The sequence below is a fragment of the Streptomyces sp. NBC_00443 genome (assembly GCF_036014175.1).
GTDB lineage: Bacteria > Actinomycetota > Actinomycetes > Streptomycetales > Streptomycetaceae > Streptomyces.
The window spans coordinates 5239649-5261428 of the sequence record NZ_CP107917.1; the positions used below are offsets into that span (position 1 = coordinate 5239649).

Below are 21780 nucleotides of genomic sequence, written 5' to 3' on the forward strand. Positions count from 1 at the left end.
CAACTGCCGTGCCTTGTTCCACAGTTCACGCCCGGGAACCTGAACCTCTTTCACGGTACGTCGCGTCGCGTCACTGTGTGAGTGAATCGTCACAGAGTGCACAGGAAGGTACGTGCATGAGGCCACGTCAGAATCCCCCCACCGCCTACGACATCACCCTATGCATCGAGGAACTGCGCGACGCCCTCGCCGCCCACGACATCACCCTCCCGTCCCTCCGTGTGGACCTGCCGACCTTCGCGGGCGCGTACCGCGCTCCGGTCGGCCTGATCGCGCTCGGCAACTGCAACACGGAAACCGCACGGCAGCTGGCCGCGGCGCTGCGCAAGGCGGCCGGCCGGCCGGTGAACCATGCGGGCCTGGAGGTCGATCTGCTCGCGTTGTCCAAGGCGGCGCCCGAGTTGCGGCGTGCCGTGCGGGAGCGGTTTGGGGACAGCGGCGGGGAGGTGCAGCTGTGTGTGACCGAGCTGGTGGCGAATGTCGTCCGCCATGTGGGGGAGGGCACCCCTGTCTCCGTGCGCGTGGCTCGCGCGGGCGCTTGCATCCGGGTGGAGGTCGCCGACCCTGACCCGTGCGCTTTGCCCGTTCTGCTGTACGCCGAGGGGGATGACGAGTCCGGCCGGGGGCTGGCGTTGCTGGACGCTGTGGCGTTGCGGTGGGGTGTGGTGCAGGGGGAGTCGGGCAAGACGGTGTGGTGCGAGGTGGGTGGTGAGGGGTGAGACGACACGGCGATGGGCCGAGCTCGGGCTCGGCCCCATCGGTGAGGAGTCGCTTTACGGTATGGCGTTGTTCAGCGGAGCCACGGCGGTGTCAGGTGACGCGAGCGTCAGATGGGGCGAATGTTCGAGTGGATCGAACGGCTCCCGCCATGGGTTGGCCTGCACCTGCCCCTTGACGCACCTCGGCCGCAGCGGCTCCCCTCCGCGCCGCCGCGGCCGATCCCCGTGGGAGGAGGCTTCAGCTGGTCGGCTCGCCGGTGGCGTGCGAGTTGTCGGTGGTGGCGTCGCCGGTGCCCTTGTCGGCGGCGAGGGTGCTGTTCAGCGGCTCGCTGGTGGCGTGGCTGTTCAGCGTGGTCACCTCGGTGGCCTCGGTGTTCGGCGCCTCTGCCTCAGTCTTCTTCTTCTCGTTGCTCATGACTGGCTCCCCTGAATGTTCTTGGTGCGGTGAGTGGTGAGACCGGCCGGCAACTCCCCCGAGGGCTGCCGGCCGGTCACCTTCGGGCCGCAACACCATAAGGTGCGACCACCGGTCGTCCCGTCTGCCCCCCGACGCGACGGATCGACACGACGAGAGTGCCGTGGGGCGATAAACGAACGATGAACGTGTACGTACGCTGTCAGGCGAGGGTAAGAGGCTTGAGCAGCGCTCGTACTTCCTCGGCCTCGGGGGCCTTGAGTCCGTCGAAGATCTCAAGAGCTTCCTGCCAGCAGACCTGGGCGCGACCGGACTGCCCGATGCCTTTCAGGGCCCGGCCGAGCACGGTGAGCACGTTTCCACGCCGCCACTCGCCCCCGATTCCGCGGAGAAGGGTCAGCGCCAGTTCCGAGTTGGTCGCGGCCTGGGCGGGGCGCCGGGCCACCAGGTCGAGTTCGGCGAGACGGAAAAGGGACATGCCCTCCCAGAGCCGCTGTCGACTGTCCCGGAACACTTCGAGAGCTTCCCCAAGACGATCAGCGGCCTGCTCGTGCTGACCGCTCTGAGTGAGCGCGAGGCCCAACGCGTAGCGGCCGTTGGCACCCTTCAGAGCGTGCCCCATGTCGTCATACATGTCGGTGCCCTGCTGGGCCAGGGACACGGCACTCGCGGTGTGCCCCATCGCCAGGTGTATCCGCGAGAGATTGCACAGAGCGCTGGCCTCACCGGGGCGGTCTCCGCAGGAGCGGAAGCTGTCGATGGCGCGGGTCAGGAGCGTCTCACCGTCCTCGAACCGGCTCTGATAAAGCGCGATGATGCCAAGCATGTTGGATGCCCAGCACTGGGGCAGAGGATCACCCGCTGCTTCCGCCAGCCGAAGGGCCTCGGCAGCCTCTTGGTCCGCAAGCTCGAAGCGGCCGGACATGTTGTGACTGTTGGCCAGCGTGACGAGGACTCGGGCTTGCGTACGCTGATCACGAGCTGTGTGTGCTGCGGCGCGCAGGGAGGATCCTGTCGCCTCGTACTCCCTGGGGTTGGCACCCGACTCCATCAGGTCGATGACCGCCCACAACAGGTCGACCGCGCGCGTCAGTTGGCTAGGATCCGTCGACTGCCGCGCGCAAGCCAGCAGACAGGTCGCCTCCGCGTACAGCCAGTCCCGTGCGTGATGCCGATCCTCAAACGTCAGCCCTGGATACTCAGTCGGTGCCAGGTGATCCACCAGCCGGTCCCCCGGGCGCTCGATGGCGTAGACGCCCGCCGCCGTGACCAGGTAGAAGTCCAGCAACCGCGACAACGCCGCATCCCGCTCGCTCCGCGGCTCGTCCCGCTCCGCACACGCACGCGCGTAGAGCCGCACCAGATCATGGAACCGGTACCGCCCCGCCGCCGCCGACTCCAGCAGCGACGTGTCGACGAGCGACTCCAGCAGGTCCTCCGTGTCCTCGGCCGGGAGGTCGAGGACTGCCGCGGCTGCCGCAAGGGAGATGTCCGGCCCGTCCGCGAGGCCCAGGAGGCGGAACGCGCGGGCCTGCCCGGGGTCCAGGGCGCCGTAGCCCAGTTCGAAGGTGGCCTTGACCGCCAGGTCGCCGGCCTGGAGCTCGTCCAGCCGGCGGCGTTCGTCGGCGAGCTTGGCGGCGAGGACCGAGACGGTCCAGGTGCGGCGGGCCGCGAGCCGGGACGCCGCGATACGGATCGCCAGCGGCAGGAAGCCGCACGCCGCGACCACGTCCAGCGCGGCCTCCCGCTCGGACGCCACCCGCTCCTCGCCGACGATCTTCGTGAAGAGGGACAGGGCCTCGTCCGGGGACATCACGTCGAGGTCGACCAGGTGGGCGCCCGCGAGGTCGACCATGCGGACCCGGGAGGTCACCAGCGCCGCGCAGCCCTCGGTGCCCGGCAGCAGGGGCCGTACCTGGGCGGCGTCCCTGGCGTTGTCCAGCAGCACCAGGACCCGGCGGCCGTCCAGGACCGAGCGGTACAGGGCCGAGCGCTCCTCCAGCGAGTCCGGAATGGCCGAGTCCGCCGTGCCCAGGGCCCTCAGGAAGGACCCCAGCACCGTCTCCGGCTCCGCCGCCCGCGGGCCCGCGCCCTGCAGGTCGACGTACAACTGCCCGTCGGGGAAGGCCGAGCGCGCCTGGTGTGCCACGTGCACGGCGAGCGTGGTCTTGCCGACCCCGCCGATGCCCGCCAGCGCCGACACCGCCATCACCCGGCCCTCGGACGAGGCGAGGACCTCGCTCAGCTCGGAGACGAAGGCGGAACGGCCCGTGAAGTCGGGGACGGTCGCCGGGAGCTGGGCGGGCCGTACCGGCATCACCGGCGAGTCGGCCACCGGGGCCGACGGTTCCGCGAGGCCGGGGTCGGCCTGCAGGATCCGCTGCTGGAGTTCCTTCAGGTCCGGTCGCGGGTCCACGCCGAGTTCGTCCGCCAGCAGGCGGCGCGTGTCCGCGTACACCGCCAGCGCCTCCGCCTGCCGCCCGCTGCGGTACAGGGCGAGCATCAGCAGCTCACGCAGCCGCTCGCGCAGCGGGTGCTCCGCCGTCAGCGCCGTCAGCTCCGAGACCGCCTCGGCGTGGCAGCCCTGCTCCAGGTCCATGTCGAGGCGGGACTCCAGCAACTGGAGCCGCCACTCCTCCAGGCGGACCCGCTGGGCCTCCGCGTACGCCCCGGGGACCCCGGCCAGCACCTCCCCGTCCCACAGCGCCAGGGCCCGGCCCAGCACGTCCCGGGCATGGCACAGATCCCCGGCGCCCCGCGCCTTCTCCGCCTCGGCCGCCAGCTCCTGGGCCTCCGCAAGGTCCAGCGCGCCCTCGGCCAGGCCGCGCACCGCGTAGCCGCCCGACTCGCTCACCAGGACCCCGGGGTCCAGCACCTTGCGCAGCCGGGAGGCGTACGTCCGTACCGCCGCCAGCGCCTGCGAGGGCGGCTCTTCGCCCCACAGGGCGTCGATCAGCTCGGCCGCGGTCGCCGTACGGCCCTCGCGCAGCAGGAGGGCCGCGAGCAGGGCGCGTTGCTGGGGGGACCCGGTGGGGAGCTGTTCCTCGCCGCGCCAGGCGCGTACCGGGCCGAGCACGCTGAAGCGCAGCGCCCCCGCCTGCTCCGCCGTATCTGCCGAGGAGCCAGGACGCCTCTGCTCCGGCACTCGCGGTACCCCGCCCATCGCAGTCCCCCTAGGACCCGTCTACATCCCCGCCAGTTTGCCTTGTTCATGGCAGTTGCGTCAGCTCCGGAGAGGGTGATCACAGCTGGACGCGCGGGATATCACAAGGTCCTCACGCGCTCTCCGCACGGCGTTGGGCACTCCCCACCGCATCCGGGGTCGCTCCTGCATAGCTGACGGCCCGTCAGATCGGCGCTACCGTGACGGACATGGACACCGAGACGACGTTTCCGCTGATCATCTCCGTCGACGACCACACGGTGGAGCCCCCGACCGTGTGGCAGGACCGGCTTCCCAAGAAGTACCAGGACACCGGCCCGCGCATAGTCCGCGCGCCACTGAAGGAAATGACCTTCCTGGGCGGGCGGTTCAAGCCCGTCATGGGCCGGCCGGGCGAGGACGGGCCCATCGGCGACTGGTGGGTGTACGAGGACCTGCAGCGGCCGTTGACCCGCCTCGACACCGCCGTCGGGTACAGCAGGGACGAGATCAAGCTGGAGGTCATCACATACGAGCAGATGCGCCCGGGGTCGTACGACGTCCCCGCCCGCCTCGCCGACATGGACGTCAACCACGTCCAGTCCGCGGTCTGCTTCCCGACCTTCCCCCGCTTCTGCGGACAGACCTTCACCGAGGCGCAGGACCACGAGCTGGGGCTGCTGGGCGTCCAGGCGTACAACGACTGGATGGTGGAGGAGTGGTGCGGCCCCGCCGCGCAGGGCCGGCTCATCCCGCTCACCCTCATCCCCCTCTGGGACGCCGAACTGGCGGCCGCGGAGGTCCGCCGCAACGCCGCGCGGGGCGTGCGTGCCGTCGCCTTCTCCGAGATACCCCCGCACCTCGGGCTCCCGTCCGTCCACACCGACTACTGGGACCCGTTCCTCGCCGCCTGCGACGAGACCGGCACGGTCGTCGCCATGCACATCGGCTCGTCCAGCCGGATGCCCTCCACCTCGGCCGACGCCCCGCCCGCCGTCGGCTCCACCATCACCTTCGCCAACTGCTGCTTCTCGATGGTCGACTGGCTGATGAGCGGCAAGTTCGAGCGCTTCCCGAACCTCAAGGTCATGTACGCCGAAGGGCAGATCGGCTGGATCCCGTACATCCTTGAGCGCGCCGATGTGGTGTGGGAGGAGAACCGTGGCTGGGGCGGGGTCGCCGACAAGGTGCACCGGCCGCCGTCGGAGCTGTTCGCCGACCACGTCTACGGCTGCTTCTTCGACGACGCCTTCGGGCTCAGGAACCTGGACTCGATCGGCGTCGGGAACGTCCTGTACGAGACCGACTACCCCCACTCCGACTCCACCTGGCCGAAGTCGCGCGAGGTCGGCGAGGCGCAGATGGGGCACCTGGACAGGGACGTGGTCGAGCGGATCGTGCGGAGCAACGCGATCGAGCTGCTGGGCCTGACGGACGACGGGCTGTGGCCCGGGAAGGCATGAGCAGGCCGCGGTCCCGGGAGGGAACCGCGGCCGCAACTTCTGGGCAGACCGGTGGCGTCAGCCGAGGAACACCGACGAGATCCTGTCGTCGAAGTCGACCGTTGCCAGGTCGGCGATGCTGCCCTGAACCACCTTGGAGTCGCCCTTGCAGTCCTTCTCGGACCAGATCTTCAGGGTGCCGACGGCCTGGAGGGAGGAGGCGGAGTCGTCGCGGGCGACGTTCTGGCACCCGGCGCCGGCCAGCCCCTCGGAGGGGTCGCCGAAGTCCGGCTCGTCGGAGAGGGTGACGCTGGTCGCAGGGGCGGCCGCGCCGGCTTCTTCACCCTGCTCCTGCTCCTGCTCCTCGGCGGCGCCGCCGACCGCCTTCTGGCCGTCCGGCGTCACGCCGAACCAAGTCCCGCCCACGCCCTGCCCGTTGGTGTCACCGGGCTTGAGGTCCTTGCTGAAGCGGTAGACCGGCCAGCCGCCCACGGTCACCTGGAGGTTGCCGTCGGCGCGCTTGACGACGCCCACGTCGGACTTGTCCACACCGTCGATGAAGATCTTGCCGCCGGGGGCGACCAGGACCGGCGGCCAGGTGGTGGCGCACTCGCCGGCGCAGTTCGACCTGGACGGGTCCGCGGTGTCCTTGTCGAAGCGGTAGAGGGTGAAGCCGGCGCCGTTGACGACGACGGGGTTCAGGTCGCCGGCCCGGCCCGCGCTCAGTTGCACCCACTTCTTGGCAACCGGCTTGCTCGCCTGCTTCCCCGGGCTGGTGGCCCAGTCTCCGGTGCCGGGCGCCGCGTTGTTCTGCTTGGCCGAACCGCTGGTGAAGCTCAGGCTCCCCTGCGCGGCGGCGGCCCCCTCGCGGGCGGCGGACGCGGCGTTGTCGGTGCCGTTGCAGGCGGTCAGCAGCAGGGCCGCGGCGGCGGTGGTGGCGGCGATCGCGGCGATGCGGTTGCGGATCATTCTCGGTCTCCCCGTTGTCCCGGCGCCCGGACCTCCCGGGCAGCCACCGCCCAGTACGAACCGCTCGTCGGCCGCCCTCACCCGGTGACGTGCCTGAGACACGAACACGACGGATTGCGGTCAATCGGGCGAAGTCCGCGACATTCCACCGGCCCGCGAGCGCCCCGAGCGGACGGCGGCAGTTCCGCGTCCCCCCTTGTCTGTTGCGGCGCCAGCCCCGACGATGACGCCCGGAACACGGATATGACGGTTCGTCAGATCGAGGAGGGTGTGTGTCCATCCAAGTCCCGCCGGACGGGCGGACGCTGTTCGGGATGCAGCTCCCGATCCAGTCCCAGAGCACGATCTACGCCGAGCCCTGGGAAGCAGCCGCAGGCCCGGGCGACCTGAGGGCGGTCGCCGTCGCCGCCGACCGGGCCGGCTTCGACTACATCGCGAGCTGCGACCACGTCGGCGTCCCGCGCCGCCTCGCGCCCGCGATGAGCACGATCTGGTACGACCCCGTCGCCACCCTCGCCCACCTCGCCGCCGTCACCGAACGCGTCCGGCTGCTCAGCCATGTGGCCGTCGTCGGCCTGCGCCACCCGCTGGCCACCGCGAAGCAGTACGCCACGCTGGACCACCTGTCGGGCGGCCGACTGATCCTCGGCGTCGGCGCGGGACATGTGCGGGAGGAGTTCGAGGCGCTCGGGCACGACTTCGGGCAGCGCGGGGCCGTCCTCGACGAGGCGATCGACGCCCTGCGCGCCGCGCTCGGGCCGGAGGAGTTCCCCGAGCACCACGGGAAGTTCTACGACTTCGAGGGGCTCGGCCAGCTGCCCCGGCCCGCCCAGCCGCGCGTGCCCGTCTGGGTCGGCGGATCCTCGCTCGCCGCCGTACGCCGGGCCGCGCTCAAGGGTGACGGCTGGCTGTCGCAGGGCGACCCGCGCGACCGGCTGCCGGAGCAGATCGCCACGCTGCGGAGGCTGCGCGCGGAGGCCGCCCGCGGCGGAGCCGCTGATGGATGCAGTGAGGAGCCGATCGTCGTGGGCGCCATCACCGAGCCGCTGTACGTCGGCCGGCCCGGCTGGGAGGTGGGGCGGCGGACGGTCACCGGTGCGCCGGAGGAACTCGCCGAGTCCCTGCGGGCGTATCGCGCGATGGGCGTGCACCAGATCCAGGTGCGCTTCCGCTGCCGGAGCCGGGACGAACTCGTGGACCAGATCACCGCCTTCGGGGCCGAGGTCGCCCCGCACCTCGACCACTGACTGGAGTGAGCCATGGGCAAGCTGGACGGCCGGGTCGTGATCGTCACCGGCGCGGCACGCGGACAGGGTGAGCAGGAGGCGCGCCTCTTCCGGGAGGAGGGCGCCGAGGTGGTCGTCGCCGATGTGCTCGACGAGCAGGGCGAGGCCCTCGCCAAGGAGATCGGCGCGCTGTACGCCCATCTCGACGTGGGGGAGGAGGCGCACTGGCGGGCCGCGGTGGCCGCCGCGAAGAGGACGTACGGCCGGGTCGACGGGCTGGTCAACAACGCCGGCATCCTGCGTTTCAACTCCCTCGTCGACACGCCTCTCGACGAGTTCATGCAGGTCGTGCGGGTCAACCAGGTCGGCTGCTTCCTCGGCGTCAAGACGGTCGCGCCGGAGATGGAGGACGGCGGCACCATCGTGAACACCGCCTCCTACACGGCCGTGACGGGCATGGCGGCCGTCGGCACCTACGCGGCCACCAAGCACGCCATCCTCGGCCTCACCCGCGTCGCCGCGCTGGAGCTGGCGCCGCGGGGCATCCGGGTCAACGCGATGTGTCCGGGCGCGATCGACACCGCCATGTCCAACCCGGCCCATCTGGACCCGGGCGCGGACCCCGAGGAGACCTCGAAGGCCCTCGACGGGCTCTACCGCAAACTCGTGCCGCTCGGGCGGATCGGGCAGCCGCAGGAGGTGGCCCGGCTCGCGCTGTTCCTGATGTCGGACGACTCCTCGTACATCACCGGCCAGCCGTTCGTGATCGACGGCGGCTGGCTGGCCGGGGTGAGCGTCATCTGACGTATGGCCCCCATCTGATGGCCAGTCAGCTATTGACGGTGCACGTGAGCGGTGCCACAGTCGGCGGAAAGTGAATCTGACGGTACGTCAGAAACTACGTGGGGACGGTGAACCTCCTTGGAACTCGGGCTCTTTGTACAGGGATACGTGGGCAAGCGCGCCGAAACCGACCCGCTCGCCGAGCACAAGGCGCTGATGGAGGAGACCGAGTACGTCATCCAGGCGGACAAGTCCGGCTTCAAGTACGCCTGGGCGTCGGAGCACCACTTCCTGGAGGAGTACTCCCACCTCTCCGCCAACGACGTGTACCTGGGGTACCTGGCGCACGCGACCGAGCGGATCCATCTGGGGTCCGGCATCTTCAACCCGCTCGCCCAGGTCAACCACCCGGTCAAGGTGGCCGAGAAGGTCGCCATGCTCGACCACCTCACCGAGAACCGCTTCGAGTTCGGCAGCGGGCGCGGCGCCGGCTCGCACGAGATCCTCGGGTTCATACCGGGCGTGACCGATATGAACTACACCAAGGAGATCTGGGAAGAGACCATCGCCGAGTTCCCCAAGATGTGGCTCCAGGACGAGTACGTCGGCTTCCAGGGCAAGCACTGGTCGCTGCCGCCCCGGAAGGTGCTGCCCAAGCCGTACGGGAAGTCGCACCCCGCGATGTGGTACGCCGCCGGGTCGCCGCCGTCGTACGCGATGGCCGCGAAGAAGGGGCTCGGGGTGCTCGGCTTCAGCGTGCAGAAGGTCTCCGACATGGAGTGGGTGCTGGAGCAGTACAAGACGGCTGTCGTGAACGCCGAGCCGATCGGTGACTTCGTCAACGACAACGTGATGGTGACGACCACGGCCATCTGCGCGCCGACGCACGCCGAGGCGATCGAGACCGCCGTGAACGGTGGCCTGCACTATCTGCCGTCGCTGGTGTTCCGGTACCACGACACGTTCCCCCGGCCCGAGGGGTTCCCGGTGTGGCCGGAGACGTTGCCCCCGTACACGCCGGAGTTCGTGGAGCTGCTGATCGAGGAGGAGCTGCTGATCTGCGGGGATCCGGACGAGGTGCTCACGCAGTGCAAGCGGTGGGAGCAGGCCGGGGCCGATCAGCTGAGTTTCGGGTTGCCGGTGGGGGTGCCGAAGGAGGAGACGTTGCGGACGATTCGGTTGATCGGGGAGCACGTGATTCCGAAGATCGACACGGATCCCGTTCACCGGACAACGCGGTTCCGTCAAGGGGCTTGAGCGTCGTAGGCGGGCGCGGGCCGTGTGTGGCTGGTCGCGCAGTTCCCCGCGCCCCTGGGTAAGCAGTCCCGCCGCATACCAAGAGGTGAACCCAATGCTCGATCACGTCATCAAGGGTGCGTCCGTCGTCGACGGAACCGGCGCGCCCGCCTGCACCGCCGACATCGGCATACGGAACGGTCGCATCGCCGTCATCGGCACCGTCACCGAGGAATCCCGTACCAGCGAGGACGCCGCCGGGCTGATCCTCGCCCCCGGCTTCGTCGATCCCCACACCCACTACGACGCCCAGCTCTTCTGGGATCCGTATGCCACCCCGTCCCTGAACCACGGGGTGACCACGGTCGCCGGTGGGAACTGTGGGTTCACGCTGGCGCCTCTCAACCCTGCGCGGCCCGAGGACGCCGACTACACGCGGCGGATGATGTCCAAGGTCGAGGGCATGTCGCTGGTGGCGTTGGAGGAAGGGGCGCCCTGGAGTTGGAGCAGCTTCGGGGAGTATCTGGACGCCCTGGAGGGGCGGATCGCGGTCAACGCGGGGTTCATGGTGGGGCACTGCGCGCTGCGCCGGTACGTCATGGGGCCGGACGCGGTGGGCGGGCAGCCGTCCTCGGAGCAGCTTGCCGCGATGGTGGGGCTGTTGCGGGAGGCGATGGAGGCGGGGGCCTGGGGGCTGTCCACCACCCAGTCGACCTCGCACTCCGACGGCGACGGGAAGCCCGTGGCCTCCCGGCACGCCGGGCCGGCCGAGCTCCTGGCCCTGTCACAGGCCGTCGGGGAGCACGAGGGCACGCAGATCGAGGCCATCGTGGCGGGCTGCCTGGATCAGTTCAGCGACGACGAGATCGACCTCTTCGTGGAGATGACCGCCGCCGCGGGCCGCCCGCTGAACTGGAACGTGCTCACGATTGACGCGGCGGTTCCCGAGCGGGTGCCCAGGCAGCTGGAGGCAAGTGAGCGCGCCCGCAAGGCCGGTGGCCGGATCGTGGCGCTGACCATGCCGATCCTCACACCGATGAACATGTCGCTGGGCACCTTCTGCGCGCTGAACCTGATCCCCGGGTGGGGGCCGGTCCTGGGGCTGCCGGCCAAGGAGCGGATCGCCAAGCTCCGTGACCCGGACATCCGCACCGAGCTGCTGCTGCGCGCCCGGTCCAAGGAGGCGGGAGTCTTCCGGCGGCTCACCCACTTCGGGCGGTACGTCATAGGGGACACCTACAGCGAGGCGAATCGCGGGCTGACCGGACGCGTCGTGCAGGACATCGCGGCCGAGCGCGGGCAGGAACCCTTCGAGTGCCTGGTCGAGATCTGCGCGGCGGACGACCTGCGTACGGTCCTGTGGCCGATGCCCACCGACAACGACCCCGACTCCTGGGCGCTGCGCGCCGAGACCTGGCGGCACGAGGACGTCATGCTGGGCGGCTCGGACGCCGGGGCGCATCTGGACCGGATGTGCGGGGCGCCGTACACGACCCGGTTCCTCGGGGACTGTCTGCGCGGGCGGAAACTGGTCGGCCTCGAACAGGCGGTCAGGATGCTCACCGACGATCCCGCCCGGCTGTTCGGCCTCCGTGACCGGGGACGTGTCCAGGAGGGCTTCCATGCGGACCTGGTCCTCTTCGACCCGGAGCGGATCGACGCCGGCAAGGCCACGCTGGTGCACGACCTGCCGGGTGACAGCCCGCGGCTGGACTCCAAGGCGATCGGCGTGCGGGCGGTCTGGGTCAACGGCGTCGAGGCGATCCGCGACGACGTGGTGACCGGGGCGGTGCCGGGGCGCGTGCTGCGCTCGGGGCGGGACACCAGGACGGTGGCCACCCGGTGAGCTTCAAGGCCGTCGACCGGCAGCGGTTGTTCGTCGGGGGCTCGTGGGTGGAGCCGGACGGTGGCTACTACGCCGTCGTCGATCCGGCGAGCGAGGAGACCGTCGGGTGGGCTCCGGAGGCCTCGCGGGATCAGGTGCGCGCGGCCTGTGCCGCTGCCCGCGAGGCCTTCGGGCCGTGGTCGCGTACGTCGCCGGAGGAGCGGGCGGCCGTGCTGGGGAGGGCGGCGGACATCATCCGCGGCCACCTGGTGCCGTACGCCGAACTGGCCCAGGCCGAGACCGGGGCGACCACCGGGACGGCCCGGGGCATGCAGGTCGGCGTAGGGGCGGCCCGGTTCCGGCGCTACGCGCGCGTGGAGCCCGCCGAGTGGGCGATCCCGCCGCAGATCAACGAGGCCGGTGGGGGCACCTCCCACGCCTTTAAGGCAGTGGGGGCGGGGAAGGCCGGTGTGATGGGTGCGCTGGCCGTCCGCCAGCCCGTCGGGGTCGTCACCTGCATCACCTCCTACAACAACCCGTGGGCCAACCCGGCGGGCAAGATCGCGCCCGCGCTGGCCATGGGCAACACGGTGGTCGTGAAGCCCGCCCCGCAGGATCCGCTGTCCGTCTACCGGATGGCGGAGGCGCTTCAGGCGGCGGGGGCACCCCCGGGTGTGGTGAATGTGGTCTCCGGGCGTTCCGTGGAGGTCGGCGAGGCGGCCGTCTCCTCCCCGGACGTCGACATGGTGAGCTTCACCGGATCCACGGCGGTCGGGCAGCGCATCGCCGAGGTGTGCGGGCGGGACATGAAACGCCAGTTGATGGAGCTCGGGGGGAAGGGCGCGGCGGTCGTCCTCGACGACGCGGACCTGGGGTCCGCCGTGGCCGGGATCGGGACGACGTTCTCCTTCTACAGCGGGCAGATCTGCACGGCGCCGACGCGGGTGCTGGCCCAGCGGGGTGTGTACGACCGGCTGGTCGAGCAACTGGCCGCCTACGCGGGGCGCCTCAAGATCGGCGACCCCCGGGAGCGGGACACGGTTGTCGGCCCGTTGATCTCGGCGGCACACCGGGACCGCGTGGAGTCGTACGTCGAACTCGGCCGCAAGGAAGGCGCGGTGGTCGTCGCCGGAGGTGAACGGCCCTCCCTGGACACCGGCTTCTACGTCACGCCGACCCTCCTCGCCGACTGCACCAACGACATGCGGGTGGCCCGCGAGGAGATCTTCGGCCCGGTGGTCGTCGTCATCCCCTTCGACGACGAGGACGAGGGCGTGGCCCTGGCCAACGACAGCGACTACGGCCTCATCGACTACGTCTGGTCCGGCGACGTGGCCCGCGCCTTCCGGGTCGCCCGGCGGCTGCGGGCCGGGGGAGTGGGCGTGAACACCGTCGGGCGCAACATGGAGGCGCCGTTCGGCGGGTTCAAGAAGAGCGGGGTCGGGCGGGACGTCGGCTCGTATGCGCTCCACGCCTACAGCGAGGTGCAGGCGATCGTGTGGCCGGGGTGAGCCGCGGGGATTGACCGGACGGAGTCTGTCACCGGAGCCCTGGGCCGGGCAGAGTCTTCCGCATGGGACAGATGGTGCAGGTCAAGGGCGCCGAGGTCTGGGCGGACGACGCGGGCGCGGACGGCGGGGCCGCCGGACCGCCCGTGGTGCTGCTGCACTCGGGGGTCGGCGATTCCCGGATGTGGGAGCCCGTACTGCCCGGTCTGGCGGCCGGACGTCTTCGGGTGATCCGGTACGACGCCCGCGGCTTCGGCCGGTCGCCGGCGCCCACCGGCTCCTACACCCAGCTCGACGACCTCAGGAGCGTCCTGGACCACTTCGAACTGCCCCGGGTGGTCCTGGTCGGCTCCAGCATGGGCGCCAGAACCGCCATCGACCTGGCCCTGAGCGACCCCGGCCAGGTGGCGGCCCTGGGTCTGCTGGTGCCCGGCGTCAACGGGTACGAGGACCTGGAGGCGCCGGAGGTGACCGAGGAGATCGGCCGGCTGGCCACCGCCCGTGACATGGACGGCCTGGTCGCCTTCGCGCTGCGGACCTGGGGCGCGGCGGGCGCCGACCCCGACACCGAGGCCGAGCCCCTGCTGCGGGCGGCGATTCCCGCGTGGTTCACGACCTACGGCCACGAGACCGAGGGCGGGCGGGCCTTCGACCGGCTGGTGACGGAGCTGTGCGAGCGGGCGTCGGCCTGACCGGCGCCGTACGCGTCAGTCGGTGAGGTCCACCCGGATCGTCAGCAGCTCCGCCCCGAACGCCCGCACCCCGGCGCTGTTGAACCGGGGCAGGCCGCCCAGGCGGGCGACCGGGTCGTCGTCGGGCAGCAGATGCGCCGTGCCCGTGTGCCACCGCCCCTTGATCCGCACCCGTACCCGTGCGTCGGCCTTGATGTTGCGCACGTACTGCGACCGCTCCCCGAACTCCGACACCAGCCAGAACGAGTCCCCGACCCGGCGTCCGCCGACCGGGGTGCGGCGGGGCACGCCCGAGGTACGGCCCGTGGTCTCCAGCAGGGTCTGGGTCGGCAGGCGGCGCATCACGGCGTTGAGCCGCCGCTGGAAGGCCGTGACGTTCCGGTATTTCGTCGCTGCGCGGCTGGACATGGTGTGCCGTTCTCCTGACTCGTGGCGGTGCTGATGCTCTTCAATGTCTCTCACCGGGGATCGAACGAACGGTGGAGCCTCGAACGGTTCCTCTATGAGAGACGGTGGCCCATGCGGGTGGTGACCTGGAACCTGTGGTGGCGCTTCGGGCCCTGGGAGGCCCGGCAGAAGGCGATTCTTGCCGAACTGCGCGATCTGCGCCCCGACGTGGTCGGCCTTCAGGAGGTGTGGGCCGACGGCCGCGAGAACCAGGCCGAGTGGCTGGCCTCCGAACTCGGCATGCACTGGGCCTGGGCCCCGTCCCCCGCCCCCGAGCGCTGGCGCCGGCGGATCGGCGACGACACCGTCGACATCGGCAACGCCGTGCTGAGCCGCTGGCCGGTCACCGACCGGCGGACCCTGCGGCTGCCGGCGCCGCCGGACATCGACGACGGCCGCCTCGCCCTCTTCACCCGCCTCACCACCCCCTCGTACGACATCCCCTTCTGCACCACCCACCTCACCTCTGCCCTGCACGCCTCGGCCGTACGCTGCCGGCAGGTCGCCGCGCTCGCCGAGTTCGTCGCCGAGAACCGGGGTGAGACGCCCTTTCCGACGGTCGTGACCGGTGATTTCAACGCCTGGCCGGACTCCGACGAGATCCGCCTCTTCGGCGGCTTCCGGACTGCGCCGGTCGTACCCCGCCAGGTCTTCTTCGACGCCTGGCAGTACGCCGCCCCGGACGCCCCCTCCGCCACCTGGGACCGCTCGAACCCGTACGTCGCCGACAGCCGGGAGCCGAGCGTGCGCATCGACTACATCCACGTGGGTCCGCCCGGGAGGGGCGGACTGGGCCACGTGCGTGCCGTCCGTCGCGCGGGCGCCGCTCCCGTCGACGGCGTATGGCCCTCGGACCACGCGGCCGTGGTCGCCGACCTCGCGACCGAGCCCACGCCTTGAGGGCAGGTCGCCCGGCCGCCGACAGCTCCTACGAACGCCCCAGGAAGATCGGGTTCGTGACCGCCGCCAGCGCGCCCGGCAGCGGGCCCACCGCTGTCTCGTGGCGCAGTTCCGCCCGCACGTAGGCCGCGTAGGCGGGGGTCGTGCGCCATTCCACGACGCCCGATCCCGAGACCGGCAGCGGCGGGCTCGTGAACAGGACGCCCTGGTCGGTGACGAAGCGGACCGTGCAGCGGGGGGCGCCCGCGGCTTCCAGGCGGACGGTCACCGGCGTGCTGCGGGGGACCTCCAGCCGCTCTCCGATGCCGGCGTGCTCGCCCTTGCCGCCGGACACCCCGAAGGTCAGCGAGACGTTCTTCGACTCGGCGATGTACGACCGCCCCGCCTTGATCCCCTCCTGGATCGCCTCCCGCGTCAGGTCGTCGGCCAGGACGACCGTCTGGGGCGTGCCGACCGGGTCCGGATCGCGGTGGGCGTCGCTGTTGCCCATCGCCGGGATCCAGGCGTCGGAACCCGAGCGCACGGACGCGACCAGCGTGCTGTCCCAGTCCGCCAGGGCCATCTCGTCGTCCGGGGTCCACGGCCCGTTCCAGACCTCGATCGCGTCCGCCTCGCCGAAGCCGAACTTCCAGTTGCAGCCGACGCAGGTGGCGTGCGGGTGGGCGGGGACGACCAGGCCGCCGGACTTGCGGATCTGGCGGGCGAACTTGCCGAAGCGGTTGTCCCGGGCCCGGTAGCGCCAGTCGATGAAGGTGCCGGGGTCGACGCCGAGCGCCACGACGTGGCCGTTGCGGGTCGTGACCTCCTCGCCCAGCATGATCAGGAGGTCGTCGCCCGCCGCGTCGGCCCAGTGCGCGTGCGCCGAGTGCGTGTTGTGCTCCGAGCTGTTGATGAAGTCCAGCCCTGCCGCGCGCGCGAGGGACGCGATCTCGGCGGGCGTACGGCGGCCGTCGGAGAACCATGAGTGCAGATGGCAGTCGCCCCGGTACCAGGCGCGCCCCCGCCCCTTCGCCCGCTCCGGCGGGTAGGTCGGCTCGACGGACTCGGCGGGCTCGCCGTAGGCGAGTGTGATGGTGACCTCGTACGGCAGCCCCTGCGGCGCCACCGTGTACGGGCCGAGGGCGATGTGCCAGGTGCCCTCCCGGACCGGTCCCGGGATGTACCCCGGCGTCGCCTCGTCCGCCCGGATGAAGAACTCCGTGCGCGCCCCGCCCGACCAGCCCCGGAAGCCTCGGCCGCCGAGCTCGGTGCCGCGCCAGTCGAAGATGCCGATGTCGAGGGCGTTGCCCGGGGTGCCCGCCGGGACGGAGGGCTTCTCGTAGGTGTAGGAGACCTTGATCTCCCGTACCCCGGACGGCACTTCGACCGGCAGGTACACGAAGTCGGGGGACCCGGGCGGCAGGGTCCCCCGCACCGTACGGGTCTCGGCGTCCTGGGTGTCGTCGGCACCTCTGGCGAAGGTCACGCTTCCCAACGTAAGCGCGGCGGCGGCGCCCGTCACGAACAGTGCGCGTCTTCCCAGGCCGGCGCCCGCGTACTCGTCCTCGCACATGCTGCTGCTCCCCAGGTCGTCGTGAAGGACTTGGCATGGGTGGTGCAGGGTGGTGCGTGCAACTCTGGTATTCAGCCGTGAACTGTCGTGCAAGGGAAGGGAATCGGCAGCCAATCGGAAGCTGTCCAAGCTCCGCTGGGCGCCCGGGGCGGGAGAGCCATCTGTGCCGACCGGTCGGTATCGACATTGCGGCGTCCGCACGGTACAGATGCAGTCATGCGCATCTCCGTCACGATCTTCCTCACCGACGAGACCATCACCCCGACCCGGCTCGCGCGTGAGCTGGAGCAGCGCGGGTTCGCGGGGCTGTACCTGCCCGAGCACACCCACATCCCCGTCGAGCGGACCACCCCGTACCCGGCCGGCGGCGATCTGCCGCCCGAGTACGGCCGCACCCTCGACCCCTTCGTCGCCCTCGGCCAGGCCGCCGCCGTCACCGAGCGGCTGGGCCTGGGCACCGGCATCACGCTGGTCGCGCAGCACGACCCGATCGATCTGGCCAAGCAGATCGCGACCCTGGACCACCTGTCCGGCGGACGCTTCACGCTCGGCCTCGGCTTCGGCTGGAACGTGGAGGAGGCCGCCGATCACGGGGTGGAGTGGCGGACCCGGCGCGAGCTGGTTCGCGACCGTATGGCTCTGATGCGCGCCCTGTGGGCGGATGAACCGACCGCCCACGAAGGCGAGTTCGAGTCCGTACGCGCCAGCTACGCCTACCCCAAACCCGTACAGAAGCCGCGCGGCCCCCAGGTCAACGGCCCCCGCACGCTCATCGGCGGAGCCGCCGGCCCGAAGCTGTTCGCGCACATCAGCGAGTACGCCGACGGGTGGCTGCCGATCGGTGGCCGCGGACTGTCCGAATCTCTACCCCGGCTCCGGTCGGTCTGGGCCGACGCAGGCCGCGACCCGAAGGCCCTCCAGGTCGTGCCGTACGCCGTGTTCCCGAATCCCGGCAAGCTCGCGCACTACGCGGAGCTCGGGATCGAGGAGGTCGTGGTGCAGTTGCCTCCGGCGGGGGAGGCGGAGGTGCTGCGGGTGCTGGACGACTGCGCGGCCTTCCTCGGCTGACCGTCGCGCATCCGTGTCCGACTGCCCTCCCGGCACTGATCAAGCCGACCGTATGCTCGAAGGATGACGACACCCGAGACCTCCGGAACCGGCCCCACCGACCGCCCCGGCGGCACCGGCCCGACCGAGAACTCCATGCGTCGCGCCCTCAAACGCGCCCGTGACGGCGTCGCCCTCGACGTCTCCGAGGCCGCCGTACTGCTCCAGGCCCGCGGCGAGGCCCTCGACGACCTCGTCGCGTCGGCCGGCCGGGTGCGGGACGCGGGCCTTGACGCGGCGGGCCGGGCCGGTGTCATCACGTACTCGAAGAGCGTCTTCATCCCCCTCACCCGGCTGTGCCGGGACAAGTGCCACTACTGCACCTTCGTCACCGTCCCCGGCAAGCTGCGCCGCGCCGGGCACGGGATGTTCATGTCGCCGGACGAGGTCCTCGACATCGCCCGCAAGGGCGCGGCCCTCGGCTGCAAGGAAGCCCTCATCACCCTCGGCGACAAGCCCGAGGACCGCTGGCCCGAGGCCCGCGAATGGCTCGACGCGCACGGCTACGACGACACCATCGCCTACGTCCGCGCCATCTCCATCCGCATCCTGGAGGAGACCGGCCTGCTGCCGCACCTCAACCCGGGCGTCATGACCTGGACCGACTTCCAGCGTCTGAAGCCGGTCGCCCCGTCCATGGGCATGATGCTGGAGACGACGGCGACCCGCCTGTGGTCCGAGCCCGGCGGCCCGCACCACGGCTCCCCGGACAAGGAGCCGGCCGTCCGGCTGCGCGTCCTGGAGGACGCCGGCCGTTCCTCCGTCCCCTTCACGTCCGGGATCCTGATCGGGATCGGGGAGTCGTACGAGGAGCGGGCCGAGTCCCTCTTCGCGCTGCGGAAGGTCTCCCGGGCCTACCACGGCATCCAGGAACTGATCATCCAGAACTTCCGCGCCAAGCCGGACACCGCGATGCGCGGCATGCCGGACGCGGAACTCGACGAACTGGTCGCCACGGTCGCCGTCGCCCGGCACATCATGGGCCCGAGCGCCTGCCTCCAGGCCCCGCCCAACCTCGTGGACTCCGAGTACGAACGCCTCATCCACGCCGGCATCGACGACTGGGGCGGCGTCTCCCCGCTCACGATCGACCACGTCAACCCCGAACGCCCCTGGCCGCAGATCGAGGAGCTCGCCGAGCGCTCGGCGGCGGCCGGCTTCGAACTGCGCGAACGCCTCTGCGTCTACCCGGAGTTCGTCCAGCGAGGCGAGCCCTGGCTGGACCCGCGACTGCGCCCGCACGTACGGGCACTCGCCGACCCGGAGACGGGTCTGGCGCGTCCGGACGCCGTGGTCGAGGGGCACCCGTGGCAGGAACCGGAGGAGATCTTCGTCGCCTCCGGCCGTACGGATCTGCACTCCACGATCGACACCGAGGGCCGTACGTCCGACCGCCGCGACGACTTCGACGAGGTGTACGGCGACTGGGGTGCCCTGCGCGAGGCGGCGGCGCCCGGGATGGCGCCGGAGCGCATCGACACGGACGTACGCCAGGCACTGGCGACCGCGGCCGACGACCCGACCCGGCTCACCGACGACGAGGCGCTGGCGCTGCTGCACGCGGACGGCCCGGCGCTGGACGCGTTGTGCAAGGTCGCCGACGACGTCCGTAAATCGGCGGTCGGCGACGACGTCACGTACATCGTCACGCGGAACATCAACTTCACCAACGTCTGCTACACCGGCTGCCGCTTCTGCGCCTTCGCCCAGCGCCGGACAGACGCGGACGCCTACACCCTCTCCCTGGACCAGGTCGCCGACCGCGCCCAGCAGGCCTGGGAGGTGGGCGCGGTGGAGGTCTGCATGCAGGGGGGCATCCACCCGGACCTGCCCGGGACGGCGTACTTCGACATCGCGAAGGCGGTGAAGGAGCGGGTCCCCGGCATGCACGTGCACGCCTTCTCGCCCATGGAGGTCGTCAACGGCGCCACCCGCACCGGCATGTCCATCCGCGAGTGGCTGACGGCGGCCAAGGAAGCCGGGCTGGACTCCGTCCCCGGCACCGCCGCCGAGATCCTCGACGACGAGGTCCGCTGGATCCTGACCAAGGGCAAGCTGCCGGCGGCGACGTGGATCGAGGTGATCACCACGGCACACGAACTCGGCATCCGGTCCTCGTCCACGATGATGTACGGCCACGTCGACCAGCCCCGCCACTGGCTCGGCCACCTGCGCACCCTGGCCGGCATCCAGCAGCGCACGGGCGGCTTCACGGAGTTCGTGACGCTCCCGTTCATCCACACCAACGCGCCGGTCTACCTGGCGGGGATCGCGCGGCCCGGCCCGTCGATGCGGGACAACCGGGCCGTGACGGCGATGGCCCGCCTCCTGCTCCACCCCTGGATCCCCAACATCCAGACCAGCTGGGTGAAGCTGGGCACCGAGGGCGCCGCGGAGATGCTCCGCTCCGGCGCGAACGACCTGGGCGGCACGCTGATGGAGGAGACGATCTCGCGGATGGCGGGGTCGTCGTACGGCTCGTACAAGTCGGTACGCGACCTGGTGGCGGTCGCCGACGCGGCGGGGCGCCCGGCGAGGCCCCGCACCACGCTGTACGGCGAGGTGCCGGAGGAACGGCAGCGGGCGGCGACGGCCTCGGACGGGCACCTGCCGGAGCTGTTGCCGGTGCTGGACTGAGACGGAGACGGCACAGGACCGGGTCGCGGAGGTCGGTACGATGATCCGACCCCCGCTGGAGGGGTTCCATAGCTTTCCGTAGCCGAGGAGATGCGTGCCCGTGCCTGCTCCCAAGGTCTGGGTGACCGGTTTGACGGTGGGCGCGATAGCCGCCGTCACAGCCCTCGCCATGCAGGCCGACAAGGGGCCGCACCCGACGGCCTCGGCGGCCCGCCCGAGCGCGTCGGCGTCGCCGGGGGTGAGCCCCGCCCCGACGAAGTCCGCCGCGCCCGCCGTCGTCCCGGACGGCTCGGGCACCGGGCGCCGGGTGGTCTACTCCCTCGCCCAGAAGCGGGTCTGGCTGGTCGACGCGAGCGACGCGGGCCGCCGTACCTTCACCGTCTGGCCGGGCACCGTGGACCCGGACCCCGGCACCTACACGGTGTCCTCGCGCAACGAGGCCACCACGGGCTCGGACGGCGTGCAGATCGAGAACATCATCTACTTCGCCGCGAAGTCCGGCATCTCCATCGCCTTCTCCAACGCCGTCGACGGCTCCTCGCCCCCGCCCGCCGCGGGCAAGCAGACCGGCGGGGTCCGGATGCGCGCGGCGGACGGGGCGGCGTTGTGGACGTTCGGGGAGACGGGCACGACGGTGGTCGTGGTCAGGTAGCGGACTTCTCCTTGCCGGACGGCAGGTTGACCACCAGCAGCACGGCCCCGCTCAGCAGGAACACCCGCGTCGCCGCGTCGAGCCCGTTCCAGTCCCCGGACTGCCACATCGAGAACCACTCCCCGCCGATCGCGATGAACCCGCCGCCGAACAGCAGCATCAGCATCAGCAGACCGTAGGTGGAGAAGCGCCGGGCACTGAGGTCGTCGCGGCGGAACCACAGCCAGGTGCCGTATATGAGGACGAGCGCGGCGACGGTCTCCCAGACGATGATCGCGACGTACGCCGCGTCTTGGAGGCCCTTGCTGGTGACGGCTCTCCACATCAGGTCCTCGTCCTTGAACGTCGTATCCATCGCCAGGACGTGCCGCACGAACTGCTGGTTGGTCCCGAAGTCGGTGATGTTCCCGAAGGCGACGAGGGTGATGTAGAGGGCGACGGTCGCGGTGAGGAGGGTGGCCGCGAGGTGGAGTGCGCTGCGTGGGGGTGTCGTTGACATGATGGTCATCTTCCCTGTGGAGGCCCTGT

The 21780-nt window shown here is 71.0% G+C and carries 18 protein-coding genes; 12 read left to right on the plus strand and 6 right to left on the minus strand.

Features of this window, described 5'->3' with window-relative positions; translation table 11 throughout:
• Window positions 1–116: 116 nt before the first annotated feature.
• Window positions 117–719 (plus strand): ATP-binding protein, encoded by a 603-nt coding sequence (locus OHO27_RS23820; RefSeq protein WP_328427012.1) that lies wholly within the window; start codon window positions 117–119, stop codon window positions 717–719.
• A gap of 238 nt (window positions 720–957) precedes the next feature.
• Here OHO27_RS23820 and OHO27_RS23825 read toward each other — a convergent pair whose 3' ends face one another.
• Together OHO27_RS23825 and OHO27_RS23830 are read right to left on the minus strand one after the other, a co-directional pair.
• Window positions 958–1134 (minus strand): hypothetical protein, encoded by a 177-nt coding sequence (locus OHO27_RS23825; RefSeq protein ID WP_328427013.1) that lies wholly within the window; start codon window positions 1132–1134, stop codon window positions 958–960.
• A 202-nt stretch (window positions 1135–1336) separates the two neighbouring features.
• Window positions 1337–4297 carry an AfsR/SARP family transcriptional regulator gene (locus OHO27_RS23830; RefSeq protein WP_328427014.1) on the minus strand — a complete coding sequence of 987 codons (2961 nt, stop codon included), beginning with the start codon at window positions 4295–4297 and terminating at the stop codon, window positions 1337–1339.
• 209 nt (window positions 4298–4506) lie between these two features.
• Here OHO27_RS23830 and OHO27_RS23835 point away from each other — a divergent pair, with 209 nt between their 5' ends.
• The gene (locus OHO27_RS23835; protein ID WP_328427015.1) at window positions 4507–5739 is read left to right on the plus strand and encodes an amidohydrolase family protein; all 1233 of its coding nucleotides are present in this window, start codon (window positions 4507–4509) and stop codon (window positions 5737–5739) included.
• A gap of 57 nt (window positions 5740–5796) precedes the next feature.
• On the opposite strand, the gene OHO27_RS23840 is transcribed toward OHO27_RS23835, so the two are convergent.
• Window positions 5797–6687 (minus strand): hypothetical protein, encoded by an 891-nt coding sequence (locus tag OHO27_RS23840; RefSeq protein WP_328427016.1) that lies wholly within the window; start codon window positions 6685–6687, stop codon window positions 5797–5799.
• Between the two features lie 314 nt (window positions 6688–7001).
• Between OHO27_RS23840 and OHO27_RS23845 the strand changes: the two genes are divergently transcribed.
• The 6 genes from OHO27_RS23845 (at window position 7002) to OHO27_RS23870 (ending at window position 13957) form a co-directional block, all read left to right on the plus strand.
• Window positions 7002–7934, plus strand: a complete 933-nt coding sequence (locus OHO27_RS23845) for a TIGR03619 family F420-dependent LLM class oxidoreductase (RefSeq protein WP_328430524.1) — start codon at window positions 7002–7004, stop codon at window positions 7932–7934.
• 12 nt (window positions 7935–7946) lie between these two features.
• Window positions 7947–8717, plus strand: coding sequence for an SDR family NAD(P)-dependent oxidoreductase (locus OHO27_RS23850; RefSeq protein WP_328427017.1), 771 nt, complete (start codon window positions 7947–7949; stop codon window positions 8715–8717).
• Window positions 8718–8864: 147 nt separating this feature from the next.
• The gene (locus OHO27_RS23855; RefSeq protein WP_328430525.1) at window positions 8865–9953 is read left to right on the plus strand and encodes an LLM class flavin-dependent oxidoreductase; all 1089 of its coding nucleotides are present in this window, start codon (window positions 8865–8867) and stop codon (window positions 9951–9953) included.
• 94 nt (window positions 9954–10047) lie between these two features.
• On the plus strand, window positions 10048–11778 hold the full coding sequence (locus OHO27_RS23860) for an N-acyl-D-amino-acid deacylase family protein (protein ID WP_328427018.1): 1731 nt from the start codon (window positions 10048–10050) through the stop codon (window positions 11776–11778).
• Window positions 11775–13268: an aldehyde dehydrogenase family protein gene (locus OHO27_RS23865; protein WP_328427019.1), complete on the plus strand. Its 1494-nt coding sequence runs from the start codon at window positions 11775–11777 to the stop codon at window positions 13266–13268. Before OHO27_RS23860 ends, OHO27_RS23865 begins: the two co-directional genes overlap by 4 nt.
• 62 nt (window positions 13269–13330) lie before the next feature.
• A complete protein-coding gene (locus tag OHO27_RS23870) occupies window positions 13331–13957 on the plus strand; it encodes an alpha/beta fold hydrolase (protein ID WP_328427020.1) in 627 nt (208 codons plus the stop codon).
• A gap of 15 nt (window positions 13958–13972) precedes the next feature.
• On the opposite strand, the gene OHO27_RS23875 is transcribed toward OHO27_RS23870, so the two are convergent.
• On the minus strand, window positions 13973–14365 hold the full coding sequence (locus tag OHO27_RS23875) for a nitroreductase/quinone reductase family protein (RefSeq protein ID WP_328427021.1): 393 nt from the start codon (window positions 14363–14365) through the stop codon (window positions 13973–13975).
• 111 nt (window positions 14366–14476) lie between these two features.
• Between OHO27_RS23875 and OHO27_RS23880 the strand changes: the two genes are divergently transcribed.
• Complete coding sequence (locus OHO27_RS23880) at window positions 14477–15304, plus strand: endonuclease/exonuclease/phosphatase family protein (protein ID WP_328427022.1); 828 nt, start codon at window positions 14477–14479, stop codon at window positions 15302–15304.
• A 28-nt stretch (window positions 15305–15332) separates the two neighbouring features.
• On the opposite strand, the gene OHO27_RS23885 is transcribed toward OHO27_RS23880, so the two are convergent.
• Window positions 15333–16856: a CehA/McbA family metallohydrolase gene (locus OHO27_RS23885; protein ID WP_328427023.1), complete on the minus strand. Its 1524-nt coding sequence runs from the start codon at window positions 16854–16856 to the stop codon at window positions 15333–15335.
• 216 nt (window positions 16857–17072) lie between these two features.
• Between OHO27_RS23885 and OHO27_RS23890 the strand changes: the two genes are divergently transcribed.
• The 3 genes from OHO27_RS23890 (at window position 17073) to OHO27_RS23900 (ending at window position 21252) form a co-directional block, all read left to right on the plus strand.
• Window positions 17073–17924 (plus strand): LLM class F420-dependent oxidoreductase, encoded by an 852-nt coding sequence (locus OHO27_RS23890; protein ID WP_328427024.1) that lies wholly within the window; start codon window positions 17073–17075, stop codon window positions 17922–17924.
• Between the two features lie 63 nt (window positions 17925–17987).
• Entirely contained in the window at window positions 17988–20600 is a 2613-nt protein-coding gene (locus tag OHO27_RS23895) for a bifunctional FO biosynthesis protein CofGH (protein WP_328427025.1), read from the plus strand.
• 100 nt (window positions 20601–20700) lie between these two features.
• Entirely contained in the window at window positions 20701–21252 is a 552-nt protein-coding gene (locus OHO27_RS23900; protein ID WP_328427026.1) for a hypothetical protein, read from the plus strand.
• Here OHO27_RS23900 and OHO27_RS23905 read toward each other — a convergent pair.
• Window positions 21245–21751: a DUF2165 domain-containing protein gene (locus tag OHO27_RS23905; protein ID WP_328427027.1), complete on the minus strand. Its 507-nt coding sequence runs from the start codon at window positions 21749–21751 to the stop codon at window positions 21245–21247. The two genes, OHO27_RS23900 and OHO27_RS23905, sit on opposite strands and share 8 nt — an antisense overlap.
• Window positions 21752–21780: the final 29 nt, after the last annotated feature.

Coding starts and splice junctions, on each gene's coding strand:
- OHO27_RS23820 (WP_328427012.1), top strand. CDS start 117: ATGAGGCCACGTCAGAATCCCCCCACCGCCTACGACATCACCCTATGC.
- OHO27_RS23825 (WP_328427013.1), bottom strand. CDS start 1,134: ATGAGCAACGAGAAGAAGAAGACTGAGGCAGAGGCGCCGAACACCGAG.
- OHO27_RS23830 (WP_328427014.1), bottom strand. CDS start 4,297: ATGGGCGGGGTACCGCGAGTGCCGGAGCAGAGGCGTCCTGGCTCCTCG.
- OHO27_RS23835 (WP_328427015.1), top strand. CDS start 4,507: ATGGACACCGAGACGACGTTTCCGCTGATCATCTCCGTCGACGACCAC.
- OHO27_RS23840 (WP_328427016.1), bottom strand. CDS start 6,687: ATGATCCGCAACCGCATCGCCGCGATCGCCGCCACCACCGCCGCCGCG.
- OHO27_RS23845 (WP_328430524.1), top strand. CDS start 7,002: ATGCAGCTCCCGATCCAGTCCCAGAGCACGATCTACGCCGAGCCCTGG.
- OHO27_RS23850 (WP_328427017.1), top strand. CDS start 7,947: ATGGGCAAGCTGGACGGCCGGGTCGTGATCGTCACCGGCGCGGCACGC.
- OHO27_RS23860 (WP_328427018.1), top strand. CDS start 10,048: ATGCTCGATCACGTCATCAAGGGTGCGTCCGTCGTCGACGGAACCGGC.
- OHO27_RS23870 (WP_328427020.1), top strand. CDS start 13,331: ATGGGACAGATGGTGCAGGTCAAGGGCGCCGAGGTCTGGGCGGACGAC.
- OHO27_RS23875 (WP_328427021.1), bottom strand. CDS start 14,365: ATGTCCAGCCGCGCAGCGACGAAATACCGGAACGTCACGGCCTTCCAG.
- OHO27_RS23880 (WP_328427022.1), top strand. CDS start 14,477: ATGCGGGTGGTGACCTGGAACCTGTGGTGGCGCTTCGGGCCCTGGGAG.
- OHO27_RS23885 (WP_328427023.1), bottom strand. CDS start 16,856: ATGTGCGAGGACGAGTACGCGGGCGCCGGCCTGGGAAGACGCGCACTG.
- OHO27_RS23890 (WP_328427024.1), top strand. CDS start 17,073: ATGCGCATCTCCGTCACGATCTTCCTCACCGACGAGACCATCACCCCG.
- OHO27_RS23895 (WP_328427025.1), top strand. CDS start 17,988: ATGACGACACCCGAGACCTCCGGAACCGGCCCCACCGACCGCCCCGGC.
- OHO27_RS23905 (WP_328427027.1), bottom strand. CDS start 21,751: ATGTCAACGACACCCCCACGCAGCGCACTCCACCTCGCGGCCACCCTC.